This is a genomic window from Leifsonia poae (assembly GCF_050632195.1).
In the GTDB taxonomy this organism is placed as follows: Bacteria; Actinomycetota; Actinomycetes; order Actinomycetales; family Microbacteriaceae; genus Leifsonia; species Leifsonia poae_C.
Map to the genome: position 1 here is coordinate 2550834 of NZ_CP192580.1, position 25166 is coordinate 2575999.

Sequence of the window (25166 nt, forward strand, 5' to 3'; positions counted from 1 at the left end):
CACAAGGCGACCACGAGACGTCGACCGCGACGATGAACGGGGCCAGTGCCGTGATCCCAAATTTTTCAGCCAGATTGCCCGAATGACACCGACAGACGACCAGGCACCCGCCGGCACCACCGAACGCATCGAAGACGTCGACGTCACGACCGAGATGCAGGGCTCGTTCCTCGAATACGCCTACTCGGTGATCTACTCCCGCGCCCTGCCCGACGCTCGCGACGGCCTCAAGCCCGTGCAGCGCCGCATCCTGTACCAGATGACCGAGATGGGCCTGCGGCCCGACCGCGGCCATGTGAAGTCGGCGCGCGTTACCGGCGAGGTGATGGGAAAGCTGCACCCGCACGGCGACAGCGCCATCTACGACGCACTCGTGCGCATGGCGCAGGACTTCACCCTGCGCGTGCCGCTCATCGACGGACACGGCAATTTCGGCTCGCTCGACGACGGCCCCGCCGCTCCGCGGTACACCGAGGCCCGCCTTGCAGCTGCGGCACTCGCCCTCACCGAAGACCTCGACGAAGACGTCGTCGACTTCGTCCCCAACTACGACAACCAGCTCATGCAGCCGGATGTGCTCCCCGCGGCCTTCCCGAACCTCCTGGTCAACGGCGCGAGCGGCATCGCGGTCGGCATGGCCACCAACATGGCACCTCACAACCTGATCGAGGTGGTGGGCGCCGCGCGTCACCTGCTCGCGCATCCGGACGCCACCCTCGACGATCTCATGGAGTATGTGCCCGGGCCCGACCTGCCGACCGGCGGCACCATCGTCGGCCTCGCGGGCGTTCGCGACGCGTATGCGACAGGACGCGGCAGCTTCAAGACCAGGGCGAAAGTCTCCGTCGAATCGATCACCGCACGCAAGAGCGGCCTGGTCGTCACCGAGCTGCCATACCTCGTCGGACCCGAGAAAGTCATCGAGAAGATCAAGGACGGCGTCAACTCCAAGAAGCTCTCCGGCATCTCCGACGTCACGGATCTGAGCGACCGCCAGCACGGCCTGCGGCTGGTCATCGGAATCAAGACAGGCTTCAGCCCCGATGCGGTGCTCGAGCAGCTCTACCGCCACACGCCGCTCGAAGACGGCTTCTCGATCAACAACGTCGCGCTCGTCGCCGGCGGACCGCAGACCCTCGGACTGCGGGAGCTGCTGAGCGTCTACATCGAGCACCGCATCAGCGTCGTCACCCGTCGCTCCGAGTTCCGGCTTGCACGCCGCAAGGAACGTCTGCACCTTGTCGAGGGCCTGCTCATCGCGATCGTCGACATCGACGAGGTCATCCAGGTCATCCGTACCAGCGACGACACCGATCAGGCCCGCACGCGGCTCATGGAGGTGTTCGACCTCAGCACGCTGCAGGCCGACTACATCCTCGAGTTGCGACTGCGCCGCCTCACCAAGTTCTCCCGCATCGAGCTCGAGAACGAGAAATCCCAGCTCGAGGCCGAGATCGAAGAACTCGAAGCCCTGCTCGGCAGCCGGGAGCGCATCAACGCCCTCGTCTCCGACGAGCTGGAGCAGGTGGCCGTGAAGTTCGGCACCCCGCGGCGCACGCTGCTCACCGAGGCCCGTCCGTCGATCGCGACGGCGTCGGCGCGAGGCAAGACGCCGGTCGTGCTCGAGGTCGCGGATGTGCCGACGCGGGTGATCCTGTCGACGACCGGGCGCATCCTGCGCGTCGACCAGCAGTCCGGGGATGAGGGCGGCCTGGACCGCGTCGCGCCACCGGCCCGACGCAGCAAGCACGACGCCATCCTGTCCCAGCTGGATACGACGACGCGCACCGAGATCGGGGCGGTCACGAACAAGGGGCGGCTGATCCGCTTCTCGCCCGTCGACCTTCCCGCCGCACCGCCGAACTCGGTTCAGCTCGGCGCCGGCGTGAAGATCGGCGACTATCTGGCGCAGACCGACCGCAAGGAGAAGGTCCTCGCGATCGTCTCTCTGGAGTCACCGCGCTCGATCGCGCTCGGCACGCGACAGGGTGTCGTCAAGCGCGTCACCGCCGGAGACTGGGCAAACAAGCCCGAGTTCGAGGTCATCTCGCTCAAGCCGGGCGACGAGGTCATCGGGGCCGTTCAGGGCGACGACACCGACGAGCTCGTATTCGTGGCCTCCGACTCTCAGCTACTCCGCTTTCCGGCATCGGCTGTGCGTCCGCAGGGACGGGCAGCGGGCGGAATGGCCGGCATCAATCTCGCAGCGGATGCGCGTGCGGTGTTCTTCACGAGCGTTCCCGCCACTGAGGCGGAGGAGACCGTCGTCGTCACCATCGCGACCGGCGGCGAGACGCTCCTCGGTGCGGACCCGGGCAGCGGAAAGGTGAGCGAGTTCGCAGAGTTCCCGGCCAAGGGCCGCGCCACCGGCGGCGTGCGCTCGCACCGCTTCCTGAAGGGCGAGAACGAGGTCGTGCTTGCCTGGGTCGGCCGCGGCCCCGCACTCGCCGTCGGCGCCGACGGCGCCGCGCGCTCGCTGCCCGAGCCCGGCGCCCGCCGCGACGCATCCGGAACCCCCTCGACATGGTCGTCACCACTATCGGCCGCCGCCTCGCCTAACCCCCGCTCCGCTCTAACGCAATCGACTCCGGTCAAAATCCCCTTTCCCGCTGCGGGATAAGGGGATTTTGGCCGGACTCGATTGCGTTTGGCGCGGAGCGCAGCGGAGCGGAGCGAGCGGAGCGAGCGGAGCGAGCGGAGCGAGCGGAGCGAGCGGAGAGAGCGCGTCAGGCGTCGATGCGGGCGCGGGAGAGGTCGTCGGCGCCTGCGATGATGAACTCCTTGCGCGGCGCGACATCGTTGCCCATGAGCAGCTCGAAGACCTTCGAGGCCTGCTCGGCGTCGGGGACCCGCACGCGGCGCAGGGTACGGTGCTTGCGGTCCATCGTCGTGGTCGCAAGCTGGTCCGCATCCATCTCGCCAAGACCCTTGTAGCGCTGGATCGGCTCTTGGTAGCGCTTGCCGCGCTTCTTCAGGTCGGCGAGCACGGCCTGCAGCTCTGCCTCCGAGTACGTGTAGATGGTCTCATTCGGCTTTGACCCCGGATTCATCACGATCACGCGGTGCAGCGGCGGCACCGCCGCGAACACCCGGCCGTCCTCGATCATCGGGCGCATGTAGCGGAAGAACAGAGTGAGCAGCAGCGTCCGGATGTGCGCACCGTCCACATCCGCGTCGCTCATGATGATGATCTTGCCGTAGCGAGCCGTCGACAGATCGAAGCTGCGCCCCGACCCCGCGCCGATCACCTGGATGATCGCTGCGCACTCCTGATTGGAGAGCATGTCGGAGACCGACGCTTTCTGCACATTGAGGATCTTGCCCCGGATCGGCAGAAGCGCCTGGTGCTCGCTGTCTCGTGCACGGCGCGCCGTCCCGAGCGCCGAGTCGCCTTCCACGATGAAGAGCTCGCTGTTGCTCACGTCGTTCGACCGGCAGTCGACGAGCTTGGCGGGCAGGGATGAGGTCTCCAGCGCATTCTTGCGCCGCTGCGTCTCCTTGTGGGCGCGCGCCGAGATGCGCGACTTCATCTCGGCCACGACCTTGTCGAGCAGCAAGGACGACTGCGCCTTGTCGTCGCGCTTCGGGGATGTGAACCGCTCGTTCATCGCCTTCTGAACGACCTGGGCGACGATCGCGCGCACGGCGGGCGTGCCGAGGATCTCCTTCGTCTGACCTTCGAACTGCGGCTCGGGCAGACGCACTGTGAGCACCGCGGTCAGGCCCGCCATCACGTCATCCTTCTCGAGCTTGTCGGTGCCGACCTTCAGCCGGCGCGCGTTCTGCTCGATCTGCGCACGGAGGAACTTGAGCATCCCCTGGTCGAACCCGGCCTGGTGGCTGCCGCCCTTCGGGGTGGCGATGATGTTGACGAAGCTGCGCATCACCGTCTCGTACCCGGTGCCCCACCGCAGCGCGATGTCGACGTGGCACTCGCGCTTGAGCTCGGTCGGCAGCATCGCGCCCGAGTCGGAGAGCACCGGAACTGTCTCTGTGAAGTGGCCCTCGCCGGTGAGACGCCACGTGTCGGTGATCGGGCTGTCGGGCGCGAGGAAGTCGACGAACTCCGAGATGCCGCCCTGGTACGAGAACGTCGTCGTCTCGCCCTCCGGGGCGCGCCGGTCGTCGATCGAGATCGTGATGCCGGGAACGAGGAAGGCCGTCTGACGGGCGCGCCCGATCAGGTCGTCCGCCTGGAACTCGGCTCCCTTGGTGAAGATCTGACGATCGGCCCAATACCGGATGCGCGTACCGGTGACACCGCGCTTCACCTTTCCGACGACCCGCAGCTCGCTGCCCTTCTCGAACGGCGTGAACGGCGCATCCGGAGTCGGCTCCCCTGTGTCGGCGAACGTGCCGGGCTCTCCGCGGTGGAACGACATCGCGTAGGTCTTGCCGTCGCGGTCGACCTCGACGTCAAGGCGTTCCGAGAGCGCGTTGACCACCGAGGCGCCGACACCGTGGAGGCCGCCGGAGGCTGCGTACGAGCCTGAGCCGAATTTGCCGCCGGCGTGCAGTTTGGTGAACACCACCTCGACACCGGTCAGACCGGTCTTGGGCTCGATGTCGACCGGGATCCCGCGGGCGCTGTCGCGAACCTCGACGCTGTTGTCCGTGTGCAGGATGAGCTCGATGCGGTCACCGTGTCCGGCCAGCGCCTCGTCGACCGAGTTGTCGATGATCTCCCAGAGGCAGTGCATGAGGCCGCGCGAGTCGGTCGAGCCGATGTACATTCCGGGTCGCTTGCGCACCGCCTCCAGTCCCTCCAGAACGGAGAGATGTCTGGCCGAATAGTCCGAGCTCGCCACGAGCGCTCCTTGCAAGAAGTCGGGGCGCCGAAGGTTGCTGTGAGTGCTGGCGCCGTGCCACCCTCCAGCCTAAGCACTTCCCCACTGCGCCTCCGCCACCGACACCCGCCTGGGTAACTGCTACGCGTTGAGCGAAATAGCAGGCAAATCACGCAGGGTTCCCCTGATTACGTGGTTCTATAGAGGTACCGAGTTCACCGGTTGCGATCTGAAAGGAGCATCACATGTCGACGATCACCACGGAGAACGGTGCGGTTGACGAGCTCGCATCGGGACCGCAACTTACTGCGGCAGACCGTTGCGACAGCTGCGGCGCCCAAGCGTACATTCGCGTTGTCGTGAACAACGGAGAGCTCCTGTTCTGCGCTCACCACGGCAAGAAGCACCAGGAGAAGCTCTCGCAGATCGCGCACAGCTGGCACGACGAGACCGCGCGTCTCTTCGAAGACCAGCGGGCGTAGTCCGCCAGCAAAGCGTTCGACGAAGCCTTACTGACGATGACGCCGCAGTCGACGGGTGTGCGCAGGCACGCTCACGTCGACCTCGGAACAATCGCCGGTAACGCCGTCGCCGTCGCAGGCTCGACTCTCACCGACTCGACCGCCGACCTCCGCGCCGACGCGTTCGGTCATGGGCTCATCCCCGTGACCCGAGCGCTGAAGGATGCGGGGGTCGGCGGTTTTCTCGTCTCCCGGTTCGAGGACGCGGCGGCTCTTGCCGACGTCGGCATTCACGACGTCTCCGTGGGCACGCCCTCCCCCGCAGCGGCCGAACGCGCGCTCCTCGGACCCGAGTTGTTCGGGCTCGACCCTGCGCATCCGTCGCACCCCACCCTCAGGCTGGTCGGCGAGGTCATCGCCGTGAAGCACGTGGGCGCAGACCGCGGTGTGTCGTACGGGTACACATATCGCACCGCCAAGCCGACGACACTCGCCCTCGTCGCGCTCGGTTTCGCCGACGGCATCCCCGGGTCGCCACCAATAAGGCGCCGGTCAGGATCGGCGACTTCACCGGGCGCGTGACGGGCCGCATCGCGATGGACCAGTTCGTCGTCGACCTCGACGGAACCGAAGCTGCGGTCGGCGACAGTGCGGTCCTGTTCGGCGATCCTGAGAAAGCTGAGCCGAGCGTCCTCGACTGGGCGGACGTGATCGGCATAGCCGCACCGGTCATCACCAGCCGGCTCGGACGCCGCATCGAGAGGGTGTACCACTCGTGACGATCACCGATGCCATCGCGGAACCGGTCCCTCAGGCCGTCATCGACCTGGCGGCGCTGCGGCACAATGTCTCCGCGCTCGCCAAGCTGTTCGCCCCCTCCGAGGTGATGCTCGCCGTGAAGGCCGATGCCTACGGTCATGGGCTGCTGCCCATCGCGCTGGCCGGCATCGAGGCCGGCGCGACCTCGCTCGCGGTGCTGGAGATCCCCGCCGGGCTCTTACTGCGTCATGCCGGGGTCACCGTTCCGATGCTCGCCTGGTTGCACGGCAGCAAGACCGACTTCCGCGCCGGGATCGAGGCTGACATCGAGCTCGGCATCTCCGCACGGTGGCAGCTCGACGCCATCGCAGCGGCCGGCGCCGACCGACCCGCTGTCATCCATCTGAAAGTCGACACGGGCCTCAGTCGCAACGGCGCCACGCTCGAGGAATGGCCCGGGCTGGTGCAGTCAGCGCTGGAACTCCAGAGCCAGGGTGTGGTCCACATCCGCGCCGCCTGGTCACATCTTGCCGACGCCTCGATTCAGGATGACGAGATCGCGCTGGCCGAGTTCCGTCGCGCCGTCCTCGTGGCCGAGAAGCTCGGCGCCACCTTCGAAGTACTCCACCTCGCCGCCAGCTCGGCCGGTATCCGGATGCCGGAGGCGCGTTTCGACCTCGTCCGTCTCGGGATCGCCGCTTACGGCATCTCACCCTTCGACGACAGCACCGGCGCCGAGCTCGGTCTTGTCCCGGTGATGCGACTGGAAGCGCCGGTCACCGAAGTTCACGTCGGCGGTTCCCGCAACGCGAGACTCGGCATCGGCTACGCCGACGGTATTCCCACTCTCGGGATCGCCAAGGCGCACGTCGCCATCGGCGGTATCCGCCGCCAAGTCATCGCGATCGAGGCGGACTCGATGCTCGTCGACATCGGCACGGACCGCGTGGACGTCGGCGATACCGCCATCGTCTTCGGCCCAGGCGTCAACGGCGAACCCATCGCCGAGAAGTGGGCCGACTGGGCGGAGACGATCGGTGACGAGATGGTCACCGGAGTCGCTTCCCGCGTCCCGCGCAGCTACATCGGCTGACGCACGCCGAGTCGCTCTGCGATCGCCCGACGGGCGTTCGCCGCGTAGCCATCGACGACCCGCACTTCACTGACCGCGGTCAGTTCCGTCGTGGCTCCCGAGCGAGTCAGGGCCGTCGCGAGAATCCGGTCGGCCAGCACCGGGTTCATGGGCAGAACCGGCCCGTGCAGGTGCGTCCCGAACGAGGCTGCGATCTGCACACCCTCGCTGCGACTCTCGTCACCGTTTCCGCTGCCGCTCACCACCGTTCCGAGGGGCTCGCCACCCTCGAGGATGATCCGCGACGAGTGGTTCTCGAATCCGGCCAGTTCACCGTCCGCGGTGCGAACGATCATCTCGCCCACCTGGCGCTGGGGGCCCAATTCGGTTCGGGTCGGGAAGACGCCGGCGCCGGTCAACCGCTCACCGTCAGCGGTGATGATTTCGTTGCCGAGGAGCTGCCAGCCGCCGGCTATCGCCAGGATCGGCACACCCGCATCCCGCCACCCCCGAAGGGTAGGCGCGATGCGCTGAACGTCTTCAAGGACGATGCGCTGGGAAGAGAGCGGACCGCTGCCGATGTGAACGATGTCGACCGCGTCGGGCAGTGCCTCGCCGATCTCGTGGCGCAGGACCTCGGCCTCGATCCCCCGCCACCGCGCACGTTCGACGAGCGTCGTGACATTGCCGACATCGCCGTTGATCCCGAGCTCACGGGGGTACAGGTGCAGGATGCGCAGACCGCTCATCGCTCGCCGCCCTCCAGGTCGAGGAAGCCGAGGTGCTTGCGGATGAGCATCATCTGCTCGTAATTCACGATCATCGTCTTCGTTCCCCGGCTCGGCTTGGGGAGCTCGAGGAAGGCGTTCAGAGCCTGACGCAGCTCGGGAACGACCGAGCCGACGGGGATGCCCGCATAGGCGAAGCGCGTGGCGAACTGCCAGGCCTTCGTACCCGACACCATGTCGACGTGTTCGATCTTGGAGAAGTCGATGTCGTACACCCACGAAGGGTCCGGGGTTCCTTCGTCGACCGCGACGAACACCTGCTCTGGAGCCTCGTCGAGGTAGTCCAGGTTCAGCTGGAGACTGGGCGGGTTCTTCATCATGATGATCTCGATGTCCTCATCGCCCACTCGCAGGGTCTCGCCGCGACCGTAGACCGCGCGAAGCGATGCCATCGCGCGGGCCACAGCATCCGGGCGGAACCGATCGCCGAGCAGGCGACGCGCCGTGGCCGTCGCGCCGGCCGCATCGACCGCATAGTGAAGGCCGCGCGCCGGAAGTGCGATCTCGAACCTCTCGCTCTCTGCCTCGAGCACGGCAGTGCGTGCACCCAGTTCGGCGACCTGAACGCTCGCAGCAGGGAGGTCATCGACGGATGCGCCGGAGAAGTCCTCCACGTTGGCCAGCCCGTTCGGCGAAGCGGCGATGATCTCGGGGGCGACGGCGAACGTCGAGACATCCCGTCCCTCGCCGACCAGCTCAGCACCGACTCCGGCGAGGCTGTCGTCGTCAGCGTTGACCACCACGAATTCGGAGGACGATGCACCGATGGCGCGCAGCATCCCGACCACGCGCGTCGGCTCGAAGAACCGGTTGAGCTGGTCGATCTGCACGTTGAGCAGCAGCGAGCCGCGCGGCTTCAGCAGTGTCGCGAGATCGACACCGTATGCCTCATCGACCTCGAGCACTCCCACGTCGCCGCGCACGTATCCGTCGAGCGGAACGGTTGCGAGCAACGCCGAGGCGATGCCCTGAGGGAGGTTGCCGCCGGACGGGTTGGTGAAGACGTTCAGACCGTGCTCGCGGAGAATGCCCGCGAGCATGTTCGTCGTGGTCGACTTGCCGTTCGATCCCGAGACGAACACGAGGCCGAGCGGCAGCCTGCTGACCGAACGCTCCAGGAACTTCGGAGCGATCGCGAGGGCGACCCGGCCGGGAACGGCCGAGCCACCGCCGCGCAAGCGCAGCAGCCAGCGGGCGAAGCGACCTGCGACGACCGCCAGCCTGTAGCGCACTCCCCGGCCTACTCGAGGTAGTCGCGAAGCGACTGCGAGCGGGACGGGTGGCGCAGCTTCGCCATCGTCTTCGACTCGATCTGACGGATGCGCTCACGCGTCACGCCGAACGTGTCACCGATCTGGTCCAGGGTCTTCGGCATGCCGTCGCCCAGGCCGAAGCGCATCCGGATCACGCCGGCCTCGCGCTCGGAGAGGGAGTCGAGCAGGCTCTCGAGCTGCTTCTGCAGCATCGTGAAGCCCACCGCGTCGGCCGGGACGACCGCCTCGGTGTCCTCGATGAGGTCACCGAACTCGCTGTCGCCGTCTTCACCGAGCGGGGTGTGCAGGGAGATCGGCTCGCGACCGTACTTCTGCACCTCGATGACCTTCTCCGGGGTCATGTCGAGTTCGCGGCTCAACTCTTCAGGCGTAGGCTCGCGGCCCAGGTCCTGCAGCATCTGACGCTGAACGCGCGCCAGCTTGTTGATGACCTCGACCATGTGCACGGGGATGCGGATGGTACGGGCCTGGTCTGCCATGGCGCGGGTGATCGCCTGACGGATCCACCAGGTCGCGTACGTCGAGAACTTGAAGCCCTTGGTGTAGTCGAACTTCTCGACCGCACGGATGAGGCCCAGGTTGCCCTCCTGGATCAGGTCCAGGAACTGCATGCCACGACCGGTGTACCGCTTCGCGAGCGAGACGACCAAGCGGAGGTTGGCGCCGAGCAGGTGGCTCTTAGCACGCTGACCGTCGCGCGCGACCCAGCGAAGCTCACGCTCGAGCTCCTTGGGCATGTTGGGCGTGTTCGCCAGCTTGTCCTCGGCGAACAGACCGGCCTCGATGCGCATCGCGAGCTCGACCTCTTCGGCCGCGTTCAGCAGGGCGACCTTACCGATCTGCTTCAGGTAGTCCTTGACCGGGTCGGCGGTGGCGCCGGTGATCGCCGTCGAATAGACCGGGATGTCGTCGTCTTCGTCGACGGCGCGCAGCACGAGCGCTCCGGTCGGCAGCGGCTCTTCGGCCGTCGCCGGCTTCTCGGCGTCGCTGTCGTCGTCGGTCTTCGCCTCGGCGTCGTCGGTCTCGGTCTCTTCGACCTCGACCTCTGCCGTCTCTTCTTCGTCGATCTCTACGGCCTCGTCATCGCCGGACTCGTCGTCGTCGCCTTTCGCGGCGCGACCCTTGGGCTTCGCAGCCGCCTTCTTCACGGGGGCCTTCTTGGCCGGAGTCTTGGTCGCGGCCGGCTTGGCCGCTGCTTTGGTCGCCTTCGGGGCGGCGGTGGTCTCGTCGAGCTCGGGTTCGGCTACGGCCGTTCCCGTCTTGACGGAACCTGTTGCTGCACGGGTTGCCATGTGAACACCTTTCATACCAAGCAGAGGAGCCGAGATTTCGTGCGCCTGGGCCGGGCTCAGGTTGCGTGCGGACATTACTAAGACCCATGTCAAGTCCTGGGTCTGTGCGCCGGGCATCTTCGATGCTCCGAGCCCCTGGATATGAACGGGTCCGAAAGTCAATTATTGCACGAAACGAGCACGCCCCCTTACCACTCTTCAGCGGCCGCGACTCCTCCACGCTTCACTCAGTGCAACCCACAGGGGGGCCACTTCTATTCCCTCATCCTCCGAGAGACGGCGGCGCGTGCGGCGTCTCGCGTGGATCAGAAAGCCCACCCCGATACCGATGATCACGTACTGCACGGCGAACGCCCAGCGGAAGGAATCGAACGCATAGAGGTCGCTCTGGCCTCCGGATGCCACCCGAAGCGAGTTCTCGCCGTCCAGCACGACGCCGATCAGGAACATCATGATGAAGCTGGCGAGAAAGCCACCGACGTTCACGATGCCGTTGGCCGATCCCAGGCTGCGCAGCGGGTTGAACGTGCGAGCGAAGTCGAAGCCGATGAGGGATCCCGGGCCCCCGATGCCGATGGCGATGAGCAACACGATCAGCAACCAGAACGGCGGGGTGCCAGGCCAGAGCAGCACGAACGCCCACACGACGCCCATGAAGAAGACGATCGCGAGCACGAGGTTGCTGCGCCGCAGCGGGTATCTCGCGGTGAGCAGGCCCAGGATCGGCCCCGAGATCAAGCCCGCGACGACAGAGACGATCAGGAGTCCGGATGCCTCGGCCGGATCGATCCCGAGCGCATAGACCATGAACGGAAGGCCCCACATCAGGCTGTAGACCGTGCCGGAGGACTGCGTCACGAAGTGCGACCAGAACCCCAACTGCGTACCCGGCCTGGCCAAGCTGATCCGAAGCTGGCGGAGCGACTCGCCCCACGTCGCCGGTCGCGGTCCCTCATCCGCACCGACCGGCTTGTCCTTGATCACCGCGATGATTCCGACGAGCGCGACCACCGACAGCGACGCTGCGCTCAGGAACGCCGTCGTCCATCCCGACTGGTGCAGGATGATCGCGAACGGTATCGCGGACAGCACCTGGCCCAGCTGCCCGATGTTGCCGATCCACTGCGAGAGCTGAGGGACGATCTTTCCACGGAACCACGAGTTCGTCAGCCGCATGAGCGAGGTGAACACCGTCGCATCCCCGGCACCCACCATGATGCGCCCTATGATCGCCACCCCGATCGTCGGCGCGAGGGCCACCGTGACCTGACCCGCGACCATGAGGGCGGTACCGACGGCCATGAGCCACCGTGATCCCACCCGGTCGATCAGAACGCCGACGGGGATCTGCATGGCCGCGTAGACGATCAGTTGAACGACCGCGAGCGTGGAGAGAACGGAGGCGGAACTGTGGAACCGTTCGGTCGCCGCCACACCGGCGACACCGATGGTGGTTCGCTGCGTGACCGCGACAAGGTAAGCGAAGACGCCGACTCCATAGACCAGCCAGGCGCGACGCGAATTCACTCCTCCAGCGTATTACCGCTAGAAGAGCCGATCGGCCCGGTCGCCCCGGTCAGCCGCCGATGGTGCCGTTCTCGTCGTCGCCGTGGCGACGGAAGGCCAGGAAGTTCTCCAACTCGGCCGCGATCTCGTCGGCCGACGGCAGCTCGCCGTCTTCGTCGGTCAGCGGCGACCGAAGCTGGTTGTCCTCCATATAGCTGTCGTGCCGCTCTTCAAGCGTTCCGACGAGCCGCCCGAGTTCGGCGTTGCCTGCCACCTGCTCGTCGATGTTCGCGATGAACTCGCGATCTTCTTGACGGAGCCGGTCCGTCGGGAAGATGAGGCCGGTGGCCGCGCTGATGCTGTCGAGCGCGGTGATCGCGGCCGCGGGGTATTCGGTATCGGAGAGGTAGTGCGGGATGAGCAGGATGAACCCGGCGATCGGGTATGAGAGCTGCTGCAGCCGGAACTCCAGCAGGTGGAGAGCGTTGGCCGGCACTTGCGTGTGCGGACGCCAGATCGACATGGTCTCGATGAGGTCGGCGCGGTTGCCACTCACCGTGACGCCGATCGGGCGGGTGTGGGGAACGGGCATCGGGATCGCGTGCACCCAGGTGACGCTCTTCACCTTGAGCGTGTCGATCAGACCGAGCACTGCCTGGGTGAACCGCTCCCACTGGAAGTCGGGCTCGAATCCGGAGAGCAGGAGGAACGGCTGGCGAAGCTCGTCGTAGGCGAGGTAGAGCTTGAGGGTCGACGGCTGATAGTCGGTCAGGTGGTCCTGATCGAAGTAGATGATGGGACGACGCGCGCGATAGTCGAGGAGGATGTCGGCGTCGAACGTGGCGACGACCTCGTTGTCGAGGGTGCCGAGAAGGTAGCTGCCGAGCTGGCTCACGCCCGATCCCGCGTCGGCGAAGCCGGTGAGGCCCGCGACCAGGTGGAGACCTTCCGGCACCTCAGCGAGGGCTGGATTCAGGTCGTACAGTTCGGCAGGATCGTGCATCTTTTAACTTTAGGCCGACGCCCGCACGAGAAACTTGCGAACGCGCTTCGAAGGCACACGCCCACAGCGAACAGCCAGCCCCGCCGGATTCGGCGACTAGATTCGAGGGCATGACGGTTCCTTCCCTCTCGCTGACCTCCGCATCCGTTCCCTCCTCTTCTTCCGGTGTCGTGCTCATCGGCGCACGTGTCGCCGACAGCTCCGCGGCCGTCTTCGCCGTGGACGGCTTCGCCGGGATCACCCCGGACGCCGTCGCCGCGCAGCTCGACGCGATCGGATTCGCCGGCGGCAGGGACGAGCTCGTCCGCCTCCCCGGTGCGCCCGGTCAGCCCTCACTCGCCGTGATCGGCATCGCCGAGCATCCGGATGCGGATGCTCTCCGGTATGCCGCAGGCTCGGGCATCCGTCAGCTCGCCGGAACAAGCGGCGTGACGATCGCGCTCCCGACTCGGAGCGACGACCAACTCGGTGCCGTTCTCGAGGGCGCGGCACTCGGCTCTTACGCGTTCACCTCGTACCGCGACGCGAGCCTCGCGTCAGTGAAGGCGCCCGTCGCCTCGATCGAGGCGGTCGGCGCGGCGGCCTCCGATGGCAGCGCCCTGATCGCCCGCGCTACCGCGATCGCGGAGGCCGCTGCCCTCGTGAAGGACCTCGTCAACACCCCTCCGCTCGACCTCTACCCCGAGACCTTCGCCCAGGCGGCGCGCGACGAAACCGCCGGCCTGCCGATCGAGGTCACGGTGTGGGATGAGAAGGAGCTCGCCGAGCAGGGCTTCGGCGGCATCCTCGGCATCGGACAGGGGTCGACCCGCCCGCCGCGGCTCGTCAAGGTGAGCTACTCCCCGCGGGCGCCGCCAAGCACTTGGCTCTCGTCGGCAAGGGGATCACCTTCGACACCGGCGGACTGTCACTCAAGCCGCCGACCGGCATGGTCGGGATGAAGTACGACATGACCGGCGCGGCCACCGTACTCGCGGTCACGCTCGCCGCGGCCAAGCTGGAGCTGCCTGTGCGGGTGACCGCGTGGCTCTGCATCGCGGAGAACATGCCGTCCGGGTCGGCGATCCGTCCCAACGACGTGCTGCGCATCCGCGGCGGTCGCACGGTCGAGGTGCTGAACACGGATGCGGAGGGCCGGGTCGTGATGGCCGACGGACTCGCCGCCGCGAGTGAAGAGCATCCGGATGCCATCGTCGACGTGGCCACGCTCACCGGTGCCGCCATGGTCGCCCTGGGCACGCGCTATGCCGCGGTCATGGGCGAGGACGACCTCGTCGCCCGCGTTGTCGACGCGGCCAAGGCCTCGGGCGAGCTGCTCTGGCCGATGCCACTGCCGGGCGAACTGCGCGCGACGATCAACTCCGACGTCGCCGACATCGCGAACGCCAACCCGGGGAATACGGCCGGCGGGATGCTCCTTGCAGGCGTCTTTCTGCAGGAGTTCGTCGGACGCACAGGAGACGCTGAGGATTCGCCGCGCATCCCGTGGGCGCACCTCGACATCGCCGGGCCGGCCAAGGGTCCGGCCGCGCCGTTCGGATTCACGGGCAAGGGTCCGACCGCGGTGACCGTGCGCGCACTGATCCGGTTGGCCGAGGACTTTTCCCGACAGTAGTAAGGTCGTAGAGGCAAGAAAATCTTGCCGTTCAACGCCTGCCCACGTCTGACAGTTTCGGGGCAGGGTCGTGTCACAAAACTTGATGCGCGAGGGAGTAGCTGGGTGTCTGAGCAGAACTTTGACATTGTGGTGCTCGGTGGTGGAAGTGGAGGCTACGCAGCAGCGCTGCGTGCGGCCGAACTCGGTTTCACTGTCGGCATGATCGAGAAAGACAAGGTCGGAGGCACCTGCCTGCACCGTGGATGCATCCCCACCAAGGCGTTGCTCCACGCGGCCGAGGTCGCCGACTACTCTCGCGAGTCGTCGAAGTACGGAATCGTCACCGAATTCCAGGGCATCGACATCAACGGCGTCACCGAGTACCGCCAGGGAATCGTCGCCAAGAAGTACAAGGGACTCCAGGGTCTCGTCAAGGCTCGCGCCATCACGGTCATCGAGGGCGAGGGTCGCCTGACCTCCCCGACAACCGTGCAGGTCGGCGACGACACCATCACGGGCAAGAACATCATCCTCGCCACCGGTTCGTACTCGCGCTCGCTCCCCGGTCTCGAGATCGGCGGCCGCGTGATCACCAGCGAGCAGGCCCTCGAGCTCGACTTCGTCCCCAAGAAGGTCGCCGTGCTCGGCGGTGGCGTCATCGGCGTCGAGTTCGCCAGCGTCTGGAAGTCGTTCGGCGCCGACGTCACCATCATCGAGGCCTTGCCGCACCTCGTTCCCAACGAGGACGAGTCGATCAGCAAGTCGCTCGAGCGCGCGTTCCGACGCCGTGGCATCGACTACCGTCTCGGCGTCCGCTTCGCCGGTGTCACCCAGAACGATGACGGCGTCGTCGTCTCGCTCGAGAACGGCGACACCGTCGACGCCGAGCTGCTGCTCGTCGCCGTCGGCCGTGGACCGTCGACCGCGAACCTCGGCTACGACGAGGTCGGCATCACGCTCGACCGCGGCTTCGTCATCACCGACGAGCGCCTGCGCACGAACATCCCCGGCGTCTACGCCGTCGGCGACATCGTCCCCGGCCTGCAGCTCGCGCACCGCGGCTTCCAGCAGGGCATCTTCGTCGCCGAGGAGATCGCGGGCCTCAACCCGATCATCGTCTCCGACGTGAACATCCCCAAGGTCACGTACTGCGACCCCGAGGTCGCTTCGGTCGGCCTCACCGAGGCGAAGGCGGCCGAGCAGTACGGCGCCGACAAGATCTCCAGCTACGACTACAGCCTGGCCGGCAACGGCAAGAGCGAGATCATCGGCACCAGCGGCACCGTCAAGGTCGTCCGCGTGAACGACGGCCCCGTGGTCGGCGTGCACATGATCGGCGCCCGCGTCGGCGAGCTCATCGGCGAAGCGCAGCTCGTCGTGAACTGGGAGGCGTACCCCGAGGACATCGCCCCGTTCGTCCACGCGCACCCCACCCAGAACGAGGCCCTCGGCGAGGCGTTCCTCTACCTGGCGGGCAAGCCGCTCCACACCCTCTAAGTCCGTCGACTCGCGACGCGACTGCAATAAGCTACTGAACGAACTGGTTTTGAAGGAGACAAGCTCATGAGCGAATCCGTCAGCCTCCCGGCACTCGGTGAGAGTGTCACGGAAGGCACGGTCACCCGCTGGCTGAAGAACGTTGGCGACCGTGTCGAGGTGGACGAGCCCCTGCTCGAAGTCTCGACCGACAAGGTCGACACCGAGATCCCGTCGCCGATCGCAGGCGTCGTCGAGGCGATCCTGGTGCAGGAGGACGAGACGGTCGAGGTGGGTACAGCGCTCGTGACCATCGGCGACGGCTCCGGTGGCGGCGAGGCACCGGCTGCGCCGGCTGCCGAGGCTGCACCTGCTGAGGCCGCACCTGCTGAGGCTGCGCCTGCTGAAGCCGCGCCTGCTGAAGCCGCGCCTGCTGAGGCCGCACCAGCTGAGGCTGCACCTGCTGAGGCTGCACCTGCCGAGGCCGCACCTGCCGCCGCACCGGCTCCGGCCGAGGCAGCTCCGGCCGCTGAGGCTCCGACCGCTGCGCCCGCCGCCGAGGCACCCGCCGAGGCACCCGCCGCCGCACCGGTTGCTGAAGCACCTGCTGCACCTGCGCCCGCTGCAGCTCCCGCTGCCCCGGCACCCGCCGCCGAGACTGCCCCGGCACCCGCCGCCGAGGCTGCACCGGCACCGGCGTCGACCGGTGGCGCCCACGCCGGCAATGCCGGCTATGTGACGCCGATCGTGCGCAAGCTCGCCAACGAGCAGGGCATCGACCTGTCGACCGTCACCGGCACCGGTGTCGGCGGACGCATCCGCAAGGAAGACATCCTGTCCGCCGCTGCTCCCGCAGAAGCTCCGGCCGTTGCGGCCGCTCCGGCTGCAGCGCCCGTCGCCGAGGTCTCGCCGCTGCGCGGCACGACCCAGCCGATGTCGCGTCTGCGCAAGGTCGTCGCCGAGCGCGCCGTCGTCTCGATGCAGTCGTCCGCACAGCTCACCTCGGTCGTCGAGGTCGATGTCACCAAGGTCGCCGCGTTCCGCGACCAGGTGAAGGGCGACTTCCTGACGAAGACGGGCGTCAAGCTCTCCTTCCTGCCATTCTTCGCTCTGGCCGCCGCCGAGGCGCTGAAGACGTACCCCGTCGTCAACGCCACCATCGATGGCGACTCGATCGTCTATCCGGACCACGAGAACATCTCGATCGCCGTCGACACCGAGCGCGGCCTGCTGACCCCGTGGTCCGCAACGCGTCCGAGCTCAACCTCGCCGACCTCGCTAAGGAGATCGCCGACCTGGCCGCGCGCACCCGCGACAACCGCCTGAAGCCCGACGAGCTCGCCGGCGGCACGTTCACGCTGACCAACACCGGTTCGCGTGGCGCGCTGTTCGACACTCCTCTGGTGTTCCTGCCGCAGGTCGCGATCCTCGGCACCGGCATCGTGACGAAGAAGCCGGTCGTGATCAGCGCCGACGGAACCGACTCGATCGCCATCCGCTCGACCGTGTACCTCGCCCTGTCCTACGATCACCGCATCGTCGACGGCGCGGATGCCGCTCGCTTCCTCGTCGCGGTGAAGAACCGCCTCGAGGGCGGCGACTTCGCCGGCAACCTCGGCGTCTAGTCACGGTAGATCTCACGTAAGCGCCAACCGGCCTCGCTCCTGACCATCAAGAGCGAGGCCGGTTCGCTTTTCCGGTCCCCTCCTGCGACCCCGATTCCGCACTCGGCGGCGTCATCGAGAGGAGTGCAGCGTCTCCCCAACGCTCTTCGAGCTCCAGCGTCGCTCCCCGAAGGTCCCGCTCACTCGATGCGCCGGCCTGGACGATGGCCTCCGAGTCCGACAGCAGGAGCGGAGACCCCGCCTGCTCGCTCCCCTGCAGGCACTGGGAATCCGGATGCTTCGCCGCAAAGCATCCGTGTCTCTCCGCCAGGAGCCGCTCGGCGGCTCGCACCGGATCCTCTGACTCGTCGCCCGCATCCGGAACCGTCGAAGGCCGCACGGTCGGCGTGCCAGGCGGCACGGCCCGGGTGATCGCTGTCTTGCTCGGCGTCGGAGACGCCGACGGTGCCGCTCCGGCCGACTCCACCGCTCCCGCCTCCGCTCCGGCCGATCCCCCGCCGCCCGGCAGAATGGCGAGCACCACGGCGGAGAGCGCAATCGGCGACAGCGCCACGGCGATCAACTTCTTTCGACGCCCGGCCCAGGCGCCAACCGATGCTTTGAGGCCGGCCAGCGGATTGCCGTCGAGAAGGGAGCCGAAGCGTGCGCCCTCGGCCTGCGCTGGCTCAGGATGCGGCGCCTCCACGCGAAACGGCATCAGCACCGCCTCGGGTTCGGCACCATCGAGCAGCACGCGAGTGACGCCCGCCCACCCCGACCGCCCGAGCGCGTCATGCACCGCAGCGAGCATCCGGCTCCCCTCGCCACCACTGATCGCGTCGGTGACCCGCTCGGCCACCTGCAGAAACGCGCTGCGGTCGTCGTAAAGAGTTCGCACCGTCAGCGGCGTAGCGGTGTCGAGGCCCCTGATCGCAGGGCATCCGTCACGCCGGAAGACCACGCACGTCGCGGTCAGACCGCCGTGCGCCCACTCACCCCGGTGCAGCTCTGCAAGCCCCTGGGCCATCGACAGCAGGATGGTCGACGCCTCCCCCGCACGGATGCTGTCCCGCCGTTCGAGGAACGTCGCAAGGTCGCCGCCCGGCGCGTACTCGAGAAGCAAAGCGGGCGGAGGCCCCGCCCTCGCACGGCGCCCTCGCTCTGACCGCGGCAAGACGTCGATCAGCTGCAGGACGTGCTCCGATCGGGTTGCCCGGAGTGCCTCGATCTCGGTACGCGTCGCCTCGAGCGCGCCTTCACCTGAGCCGCGCACGCAGAAATCCGCCTGCTGCCCTGTACCGCTGACGACGACGAGCTGGCGGAGCTCTGACTCATCGTGCGAAAGTGTGCGCTGTAACTCAAGCCCGTGCCGAAGGGCGAGCGCTGAGGCACTGCGGGCGAGGTTCTCCGTCATGACTCGATTCCACACTGCAAAGCGCCCATACGTCGCCGACGCAAACCAGTCCGTGGAGAACTTACGACTCCCCGGAGGGGTGGAGGAACCTCCGCACCTGACGACGACATAGCACCTGACGACGACATAGACTGGGCGCGTGGTCGACTTCATCGACACGGGACTAAGCGCCAATTCCGTGCCGTATCTCGAGGCCCTTCAACAGCAGCGTCTCTTGCACGCTGATGTCGTTGCAGGCCGGGCGCCCGATACCGTCATCCTCCTCGAGCACCCGTCGGTGTACACCGCCGGCAAACGCACCGAGCCCGACGAAAGGCCGACCGACGGCACCCCCGTCATCGACGTCGACCGCGGCGGGAAGATCACCTGGCACGGGCCGGGGCAGCTCGTGGGGTACCCGATCCTCCGCCTCTCCGAGCCGATCGACGTCGTGGGCTACGTGCGGTGGCTGGAGAGCATCCTGATCGCTGTCCTCGCCGACGTCGGCGTGACCGGCGAACGCGTGCAAGGCCGCTCCGGTGTCTGGATCCGCGGTGTGCAGCGCGACGAGAAGATCGCGGCGATCGGCATCCGGGTGGCCGAGGGTGTGACGATGCACGGCTTCGCCCTGAACTGCTCGAACGGCTTCGCGGCGTACGACGCCATCGTCGCCTGCGGCATCCGGGATGCCGGAATCACCTCGATCAGTCGGGTACTGGGTCGAACCGTGACGCCCCAAGATGTCGCGCCGCTTATCCAGTCCCGTTTCGCCAGCGCACTGGAGCCCGTCGCATGAACGCAGTACCCGAGGGGCGCCGGATGCTGCGCCTCGAAGTCCGCAACGCCCAGACCCCGATCGAGCGCAAGCCCGAGTGGATCAAGACCAAAGCGAAGATGGGGCCGGAGTACCGGCAGTTGCAGAGCCTCGTGAAGAGCGAGGAGCTGCACACGGTCTGCCAGGAGGCCGGCTGTCCGAACATCTTCGAGTGCTGGGAGGACCGCGAGGCGACCTTCCTCATCGGCGGCGCCCAGTGCACTCGGCGGTGCGACTTCTGCCAGATCGACACGGGCAAGCCGGCCGACTACGACAAGGACGAGCCGCGGCGTGTAGCCGAGTCGGTGCAGCAGATGAAGCTGCGCTACGCCACCGTGACGGGCGTCGCGCGCGATGATCTCCCCGACGAGGGGTCGTGGCTCTACGCCGAGACCATCCGCGAGATCCATCGGCAGAGCCCGGGCACCGGGGTCGAGATCCTCGTCCCCGACTTCACGGGCAACCCGGAGTACCTCGGCGAGGTCTTCTCGGCACGACCGGAGGTGTTCGCGCACAATGTCGAGACGGTCCCGCGCATCTTCAAGCGCATCCGTCCCGCCTTCCGGTACGAGCGCTCGCTCGACGTGATCACCCAGGGCCGTGCCGCCGGTCTGATCACCAAGTCGAACCTCATCCTCGGGATGGGGGAAGAGCGCGAGGAGGTCAGCCAGGCTCTGCAAGACCTCCACGACGCCGGCACCGACATCATCACGATCACCCAGTATCTGCGTCCGAGTCCACGGCATCTGCCCGTCGCGCGCTGGGTGCATCCCGACGAGTTCGTCGAGCTGAAAGAGGAGGCCGAGGCGATCGGTTTCCTCGGTGTTCTCGCCGGACCGCTGGTGCGATCGTCATACCGCGCGGGTCGCCTGTGGGCGCAGTCGATGCAGGCCAAGGGCCGCGAAGTCCCCGAGCAGCTGCGGCACCTCGCCGACGCGTCGCTGGGCTTCGCGCAGGCCGTCTCCTGAGCGCGAACAGCGTCACCGCTGGCCTCCCCGAGCCGGTATCCTTAGGACCATGGCACGCAAGGACAAGTCCACCAAGGAGCCCGGCCGTCTGAAGCAGATGTGGCAGGTCTTCCAGATGACCCGTCGCTACGACAATCGGGCGCTCCCCTACCTCATCGGGGGCTTCGCCCTGCCTGTCATCGTCGGTGTCCTCGTGGCCATCTTCTTCTCCGACGGCAACGTGTTCACGATGGTGTTGTGGATTCTGGCGGGCGTGCTCGCCGGTGTCCTGATCGCGCTGATCATCCTCGGCCGTCGCGCCGAGCGCGCCGCGTACTCGCAGATCGAGGGCCAGCCCGGCGCTGTCGGCGCGGTGCTCCGCAGCTCGCTCAAGCGCAGCTGGCGCGGCTCCGAGATGCCCATCGCTGTGAACGGCAAGACTCAGGATGCGGTCTATCGTGCCGTCGGGCGCGGCGGTGTCGTACTGATCAGCGAGGGGCCGAAGTCGCGCACTTCCCGTATGAGCGACGAGGAGCGCCGCAAGGTCGGACGCGTTCTCCCGAACGTGCCGGTCACCCTCATCACCGTGGGACCGGACGCAGACTCGGTGCCACTGCACAAGATCCCGCGCACGCTCGCGAAGATCAAGCCGACGCTAACGAAGGCCGAGGTGCTCGCGATCAGCAACCGCCTGCAGTCCCTCGAGAACCCGATGCCGATCCCCAAGGGCATCGACCCGATGAAGGTCCGCGCCCAGCGTTCGCGCTAGGCCGCAACTCGGAAGCGCCGATCAGGCGCGGATGAGAACCGTGCCCGCGATCTTGTCGTGGAATCCGCGCTGGTCGGAGTCCCAGACCAGGGCTGGCACCGCGATCGACAGCAGCGCCGTGCGCACGATCGGGCGCCACAGACCGACCCAGCCTCCGCGGATCGCCACCACGCGCATCCCGAACACGCGGTGCCCGATGCTGCCGCCGATGGTCGGGATGAACACGATCTGCATCAGGGCGAAGATCAGGATGTTCGCGAGCGGGTCGTAGTGGAAGAACGCCCATGAGATGAGGGCCGCGATCCCCCAGTCGACGACGATGGCGCCGATGCGGCGGCCGACGCGGCCGACGGAGCCCCGACCGGTCTCGGGGAGACCGAGGCGTTCGCCGGGATACCGGCTCGGCGCGATCGGACCTGAACGGGGATTCTGCGGGTTCTGGGGCACCGGGCAAGTTTACCGGCCCGGGGTACACGTAACATGCCCGAAACATTTGCGTCACCGCGGGGAAACTCCTTCCCCGTACGGTGGGTCCGTGGGCTGCAGGTGCAACCCGCACCGCTTCAAGCCATTTGGGAGTCCTCCGCATGTTCCGTGATTCTTCCGAGGTGCTCAAGTTCATCAAGGACACCGACGTCAAGTTCCTTGATATCCGCTTCACCGACCTTCCCGGTGTGCAGCAGCACTTCAACATCCCCGCGTCGACCGTCGACGAGGAGTTCTTCTCCGTCGGCCAGCTGTTCGACGGCTCGTCCATCCGCGGCTTCGCGTCGATCCACGAGTCGGACATGCAGCTCATCCCCGACGTGTCGACCGCCTACGTCGACCCGTTCCGGGTCGAGCGCACGCTCATCATGGTCTTCGACATCTACAACCCGCGCAACGGCGAGATCTATGCGAAGGACCCCCGCCAGGTCGCCAAGAAGGCCGAGAAGTATCTCGCCTCCACCGGCATCGCCGACACCGCGTTCTTCGCCCCTGAGGCCGAGTTCTACATCTTCGACGACGTTCGCTACGAAGTGAACCAGCACTCGAGCTTCTACTCGGTCGACTCCGAAGAGGGCGCCTGGAACTCCGGCCGCGTCGAAGAGGGCGGCAACCTCGCCAACAAGACCCCGTACAAGGGCGGCTACTTCCCGGTCAGCCCGGTCGACAAGCAGGCCGACCTGCGCGATGACATCTCGCTCAAGCTGATCGACGCCGGCCTCATCCTGGAGCGCGCGCACCACGAGGTGGGCACCGGCGGCCAGGCCGAGATCAACTACCGCTTCGACACGATGGTGCACGCGGCCGACGACATCCTGAAGTTCAAGTACATCGTCAAGAACACGGCGGAGAACTGGGGCAAGGTCGCAACTTTCATGCCGAAGCCGCTCTTCGGCGACAACGGCTCGGGCATGCACACGCACCAGTCGCTGTGGAACGACGGCAAGCCGCTCTTCTACGACGAGGCGGGCTACGGCGGCCTCTCCGACCTCGCACGCTGGTACATTGGCGGCCTGCTGAAGCACGCCCCCGCGGTGCTCGCGTTCACGAACCCGACGGTGAACTCGTTCCATCGCCTTGTCCCCGGCTTCGAGGCCCCGGTCAACCTGGTCTACTCGGCCGGTAACCGTTCGGCGTCGATCCGCATCCCGATCACCGGCACGAACCCGAAGGCCAAGCGCATCGAGTTCCGCGCTCCGGATGCGTCGGGCAACCCGTACCTCGCGTTCGCCGCTCAGCTCATGGCCGGCCTCGACGGAATCAAGAACCGCATCGAGCCGCACGAGCCCGTCGACAAGGACCTCTACGAGCTGCCGCCCGAGGAGGCCAAGAACATCCCCCAGGTTCCCGGCACCCTCGCCGAGGTGCTCGACGCCCTCGAGGCCGACCACGACTTCCTGCTCGCAGGCGGCGTGTTCACCCCGGAGCTCATCGAGACCTGGATCGACTACAAGCGCGAGAAGGAGATCAAGCCCCTCGCGCAGCGTCCGCACCCGTTCGAGTACGAGCTGTACTTCGGCGTGTAATCGGTATTCCCCGGAATTGCGGGGTTTCTAAGGCCTAGCGGACGCCTCAGTCCGCAAAGAGTCCGCACGAGTTGTAGGACGGTCCGCGAAAGCGACCGAAACCGCGGCCCGTGCGGACTCGTCTTTGTCTGGCCACATATCCAATCTGTAGCTTCGGGTCCCCACTGCCGGCGTACAGTTCAAGCCGTGATCCATTGGATGCGAAAGCATGTGGTCGGAACCCAGTTGACCATTGGCGGGCTATGGCTCGTTCTGGGCGTCGTCTATCTGGCCTTCACTGTGCTGACAGACAGTAAGTACTGGCCATTAGCGGTGATCTATGCGGTCATCGGTGTGCTCTGGTTTGGGAGCGCTATGGTTCTTCGATCACGTCGACGCCGCGAACAAGCGGCGAGCACTATCGATGCCCGCGACAGCGAGAGCCGAAACATGGGGTAGGCACAGACGCTTCAGCCCTTCGGACTGGGACTCATCTCACCGGGGCGTTCTGACGGCGTGAAGAGCTCGCCTGGTTTGGCCTCCGGAACGCGTAGCCGCTTGAGTCGCATCGCGGGTTTCTCGATGACGTACCAGCTGAGAGACGCCACGGCCAGCGTGAGCATGATCGCCGCGACAGCGAACGCGGGTACCCCGAGCACATAGAGTCCTGCGGACGCTAGTACTTGCTGCAGAGGGAACGCATATATGTAGGTGCCGTAGCTGATGTCGTTCTCGAGCCGCAGGCGACGGATCTTGACGAGCGCCCCAACGCTGATGAGCAGGTACGCCAGCGGGAGGGCGGCAAGTATCCGGTAGTCGGGCAGCAGCGATGCCGCGCCAGTCAATAGCGTGGCGGCACCTACAAGCCACCAAGTCGCGGGCAGACGGTGTCGTAACTGGTAGATGAGCGCGCCGGCTGCGAACATGAGACCGAACCGAGACGCGTTGACCAGGTAGAAGTTGTTCAGCGCTCCGGTGTCCGCGAGGATCACACCTGCGAGGCATCCGGCAAAGATTGTGGGGATCGTCGCCCGGAATTTGAGGAGCCGTGTGACGCCGAGTGTGCGAGAACCGCTAGGTAGCAGAGGAACTCCCACCAGAGCGTCCATAGTGACCCGTTCCATACTCCCGGGTAGGGCACGTTGGTGGGCGTTCCGGCAATGCCGAATTCGGTGATTCGTAAGCCGGCATTCTTGACCACATACGTTGCCGCGTCGGTCACATAGGTGTGAGGAAAGGCTTGGCGCGATAGCAGGATCCCGATTGGCGCTATGACGACTGCCGTCACGATCAGGCACACCCAGAACGCTGGCAGGATGCGGAGGAACCGCGCCTGAAGGTATGGCCACCAACGCGGCCTGCGCATCCAGCTGGACACGATCAGGAATCCTGAGATTGCGAAGAATCCGTCGACACCGCCTTCCCCGAGCAGTTGAGTGATTGCTGGCGCGGGATGGGGAGTGCCCGTGAGGGGCAACGAGTGCCACACGATGACGCTCACTGCTAGTAGCAGCCTGACGGCGTTGAGTGCGTTGAGCTTCGGATTGAATGCGTTCTCGAGCGTCATCGTGCTCCCCCGGCGCACGGATTGACCCTGCGTCACTAGTGACACTTGCTCATCTTTGAAGTGTCT

At 66.6% G+C, this 25166-nt stretch carries 19 protein-coding genes and 3 pseudogenes; 12 read left to right on the plus strand and 10 right to left on the minus strand.

Features of this window, described 5'->3' with window-relative positions; all coding sequences use genetic code 11:
• Positions 1 to 82 precede the first annotated feature (82 nt).
• Positions 83 to 2620, plus strand: a complete 2538-nt coding sequence (locus ACQ86A_RS12925; protein WP_431277426.1) for a DNA gyrase/topoisomerase IV subunit A — start codon at positions 83 to 85, stop codon at positions 2618 to 2620.
• 106 nt (positions 2621 to 2726) lie between these two features.
• Here ACQ86A_RS12925 and ACQ86A_RS12930 read toward each other — a convergent pair whose 3' ends face one another.
• Positions 2727 to 4808, minus strand: coding sequence for a DNA gyrase/topoisomerase IV subunit B (locus ACQ86A_RS12930; protein ID WP_431277427.1), 2082 nt, complete (start codon positions 4806 to 4808; stop codon positions 2727 to 2729).
• A 224-nt stretch (positions 4809 to 5032) separates the two neighbouring features.
• Here ACQ86A_RS12930 and ACQ86A_RS12935 point away from each other — a divergent pair, with 224 nt between their 5' ends.
• From ACQ86A_RS12935 to alr, 3 genes and pseudogenes are all read left to right on the plus strand, one after another.
• Positions 5033 to 5269, plus strand: a complete 237-nt coding sequence (locus ACQ86A_RS12935) for a DUF7455 domain-containing protein (protein ID WP_431277428.1) — start codon at positions 5033 to 5035, stop codon at positions 5267 to 5269.
• A gap of 36 nt (positions 5270 to 5305) precedes the next feature.
• Positions 5306 to 6027, plus strand: a pseudogene (locus tag ACQ86A_RS12940) (alanine racemase C-terminal domain-containing protein).
• The gene (gene alr / locus ACQ86A_RS12945) at positions 6024 to 7100 is read left to right on the plus strand and encodes an alanine racemase (RefSeq protein WP_431277429.1); all 1077 of its coding nucleotides are present in this window, start codon (positions 6024 to 6026) and stop codon (positions 7098 to 7100) included. The pseudogene ACQ86A_RS12940 and the gene alr overlap by 4 nt, the downstream one beginning before the upstream one ends.
• On the opposite strand, the gene ACQ86A_RS12950 is transcribed toward alr, so the two are convergent.
• From ACQ86A_RS12950 to ACQ86A_RS12970, 5 genes are all read right to left on the minus strand, one after another.
• Positions 7088 to 7828: a type 1 glutamine amidotransferase gene (locus ACQ86A_RS12950; protein ID WP_431277430.1), complete on the minus strand. Its 741-nt coding sequence runs from the start codon at positions 7826 to 7828 to the stop codon at positions 7088 to 7090. The genes alr and ACQ86A_RS12950 overlap by 13 nt on opposite strands.
• Entirely contained in the window at positions 7825 to 9099 is a 1275-nt protein-coding gene (locus ACQ86A_RS12955; RefSeq protein ID WP_431277431.1) for a MurT ligase domain-containing protein, read from the minus strand. Before ACQ86A_RS12955 ends, ACQ86A_RS12950 begins: the two co-directional genes overlap by 4 nt.
• Before the next feature lie 8 nt (positions 9100 to 9107).
• Positions 9108 to 10433 (minus strand): RNA polymerase sigma factor, encoded by a 1326-nt coding sequence (locus ACQ86A_RS12960; protein WP_431277432.1) that lies wholly within the window; start codon positions 10431 to 10433, stop codon positions 9108 to 9110.
• Positions 10434 to 10631: 198 nt separating this feature from the next.
• Complete coding sequence (locus tag ACQ86A_RS12965) at positions 10632 to 11960, minus strand: MFS transporter (protein ID WP_431277433.1); 1329 nt, start codon at positions 11958 to 11960, stop codon at positions 10632 to 10634.
• A gap of 49 nt (positions 11961 to 12009) precedes the next feature.
• The gene (locus tag ACQ86A_RS12970) at positions 12010 to 12942 is read right to left on the minus strand and encodes a proteasome assembly chaperone family protein (protein ID WP_431277434.1); all 933 of its coding nucleotides are present in this window, start codon (positions 12940 to 12942) and stop codon (positions 12010 to 12012) included.
• Between the two features lie 110 nt (positions 12943 to 13052).
• Between ACQ86A_RS12970 and ACQ86A_RS12975 the strand changes: the two are divergent.
• The 3 genes and pseudogenes from ACQ86A_RS12975 to sucB all read left to right on the plus strand — a co-directional run bounded on the left by ACQ86A_RS12975 (position 13053) and on the right by sucB (position 17640).
• A pseudogene (locus ACQ86A_RS12975) lies at positions 13053 to 14557 on the plus strand (leucyl aminopeptidase).
• A gap of 105 nt (positions 14558 to 14662) precedes the next feature.
• On the plus strand, positions 14663 to 16036 hold the full coding sequence (lpdA, locus tag ACQ86A_RS12980) for a dihydrolipoyl dehydrogenase (protein ID WP_431277435.1): 1374 nt from the start codon (positions 14663 to 14665) through the stop codon (positions 16034 to 16036).
• 66 nt (positions 16037 to 16102) lie between these two features.
• Positions 16103 to 17640, plus strand: a pseudogene (sucB, locus tag ACQ86A_RS12985) (2-oxoglutarate dehydrogenase, E2 component, dihydrolipoamide succinyltransferase).
• A 46-nt stretch (positions 17641 to 17686) separates the two neighbouring features.
• Here sucB and ACQ86A_RS12990 read toward each other — a convergent pair.
• Positions 17687 to 19033 carry a protein kinase gene (locus ACQ86A_RS12990; RefSeq protein ID WP_431277436.1) on the minus strand — a complete coding sequence of 449 codons (1347 nt, stop codon included), beginning with the start codon at positions 19031 to 19033 and terminating at the stop codon, positions 17687 to 17689.
• Between the two features lie 139 nt (positions 19034 to 19172).
• On the opposite strand from ACQ86A_RS12990, the gene lipB reads away from it, so the two are divergent.
• From lipB to ACQ86A_RS13005, 3 genes are read left to right on the plus strand one after another with little or no spacing between them, the layout of a single operon-like run.
• Positions 19173 to 19808, plus strand: coding sequence for a lipoyl(octanoyl) transferase LipB (gene lipB, locus ACQ86A_RS12995; protein WP_431277437.1), 636 nt, complete (start codon positions 19173 to 19175; stop codon positions 19806 to 19808).
• Positions 19805 to 20794, plus strand: coding sequence for a lipoyl synthase (gene lipA, locus ACQ86A_RS13000; RefSeq protein ID WP_431277438.1), 990 nt, complete (start codon positions 19805 to 19807; stop codon positions 20792 to 20794). Before lipB ends, lipA begins: the two co-directional genes overlap by 4 nt.
• Positions 20795 to 20843: 49 nt before the next feature.
• Positions 20844 to 21542, plus strand: a complete 699-nt coding sequence (locus ACQ86A_RS13005; RefSeq protein ID WP_431277439.1) for a DUF4191 domain-containing protein — start codon at positions 20844 to 20846, stop codon at positions 21540 to 21542.
• A 21-nt stretch (positions 21543 to 21563) separates the two neighbouring features.
• Here the strand turns inward: ACQ86A_RS13005 and ACQ86A_RS13010 are convergent, their stop codons facing one another.
• Positions 21564 to 21989 (minus strand): RDD family protein, encoded by a 426-nt coding sequence (locus tag ACQ86A_RS13010; RefSeq protein ID WP_431277440.1) that lies wholly within the window; start codon positions 21987 to 21989, stop codon positions 21564 to 21566.
• Positions 21990 to 22129: 140 nt separating this feature from the next.
• Here ACQ86A_RS13010 and glnA point away from each other — a divergent pair, with 140 nt between their 5' ends.
• On the plus strand, positions 22130 to 23554 hold the full coding sequence (glnA, locus tag ACQ86A_RS13015; RefSeq protein ID WP_431277441.1) for a type I glutamate--ammonia ligase: 1425 nt from the start codon (positions 22130 to 22132) through the stop codon (positions 23552 to 23554).
• 186 nt (positions 23555 to 23740) lie between these two features.
• Complete coding sequence (locus ACQ86A_RS13020; RefSeq protein WP_431277442.1) at positions 23741 to 23992, plus strand: hypothetical protein; 252 nt, start codon at positions 23741 to 23743, stop codon at positions 23990 to 23992.
• A gap of 11 nt (positions 23993 to 24003) precedes the next feature.
• Here ACQ86A_RS13020 and ACQ86A_RS13025 read toward each other — a convergent pair whose 3' ends face one another.
• Complete coding sequence (locus tag ACQ86A_RS13025) at positions 24004 to 24525, minus strand: acyltransferase family protein (RefSeq protein WP_431277443.1); 522 nt, start codon at positions 24523 to 24525, stop codon at positions 24004 to 24006.
• The gene (locus ACQ86A_RS13030; protein WP_431277444.1) at positions 24522 to 25100 is read right to left on the minus strand and encodes an acyltransferase family protein; all 579 of its coding nucleotides are present in this window, start codon (positions 25098 to 25100) and stop codon (positions 24522 to 24524) included. Before ACQ86A_RS13030 ends, ACQ86A_RS13025 begins: the two co-directional genes overlap by 4 nt.
• Positions 25101 to 25166: the final 66 nt, after the last annotated feature.

Coding starts and splice junctions, on each gene's coding strand:
- ACQ86A_RS12935 (WP_431277428.1), top strand. CDS start 5,033: ATGTCGACGATCACCACGGAGAACGGTGCGGTTGACGAGCTCGCATCG.
- ACQ86A_RS12990 (WP_431277436.1), bottom strand. CDS start 19,033: ATGACGGAGAACCTCGCCCGCAGTGCCTCAGCGCTCGCCCTTCGGCAC.
- ACQ86A_RS12925 (WP_431277426.1), top strand. CDS start 83: ATGACACCGACAGACGACCAGGCACCCGCCGGCACCACCGAACGCATC.
- ACQ86A_RS12970 (WP_431277434.1), bottom strand. CDS start 12,942: ATGCACGATCCTGCCGAACTGTACGACCTGAATCCAGCCCTCGCTGAG.
- lipA (WP_431277438.1), top strand. CDS start 19,805: ATGAACGCAGTACCCGAGGGGCGCCGGATGCTGCGCCTCGAAGTCCGC.
- glnA (WP_431277441.1), top strand. CDS start 22,130: ATGTTCCGTGATTCTTCCGAGGTGCTCAAGTTCATCAAGGACACCGAC.
- ACQ86A_RS12950 (WP_431277430.1), bottom strand. CDS start 7,828: ATGAGCGGTCTGCGCATCCTGCACCTGTACCCCCGTGAGCTCGGGATC.
- ACQ86A_RS13030 (WP_431277444.1), bottom strand. CDS start 25,100: ATGACGCTCGAGAACGCATTCAATCCGAAGCTCAACGCACTCAACGCC.
- ACQ86A_RS13005 (WP_431277439.1), top strand. CDS start 20,844: ATGGCACGCAAGGACAAGTCCACCAAGGAGCCCGGCCGTCTGAAGCAG.
- ACQ86A_RS12960 (WP_431277432.1), bottom strand. CDS start 10,433: ATGGCAACCCGTGCAGCAACAGGTTCCGTCAAGACGGGAACGGCCGTA.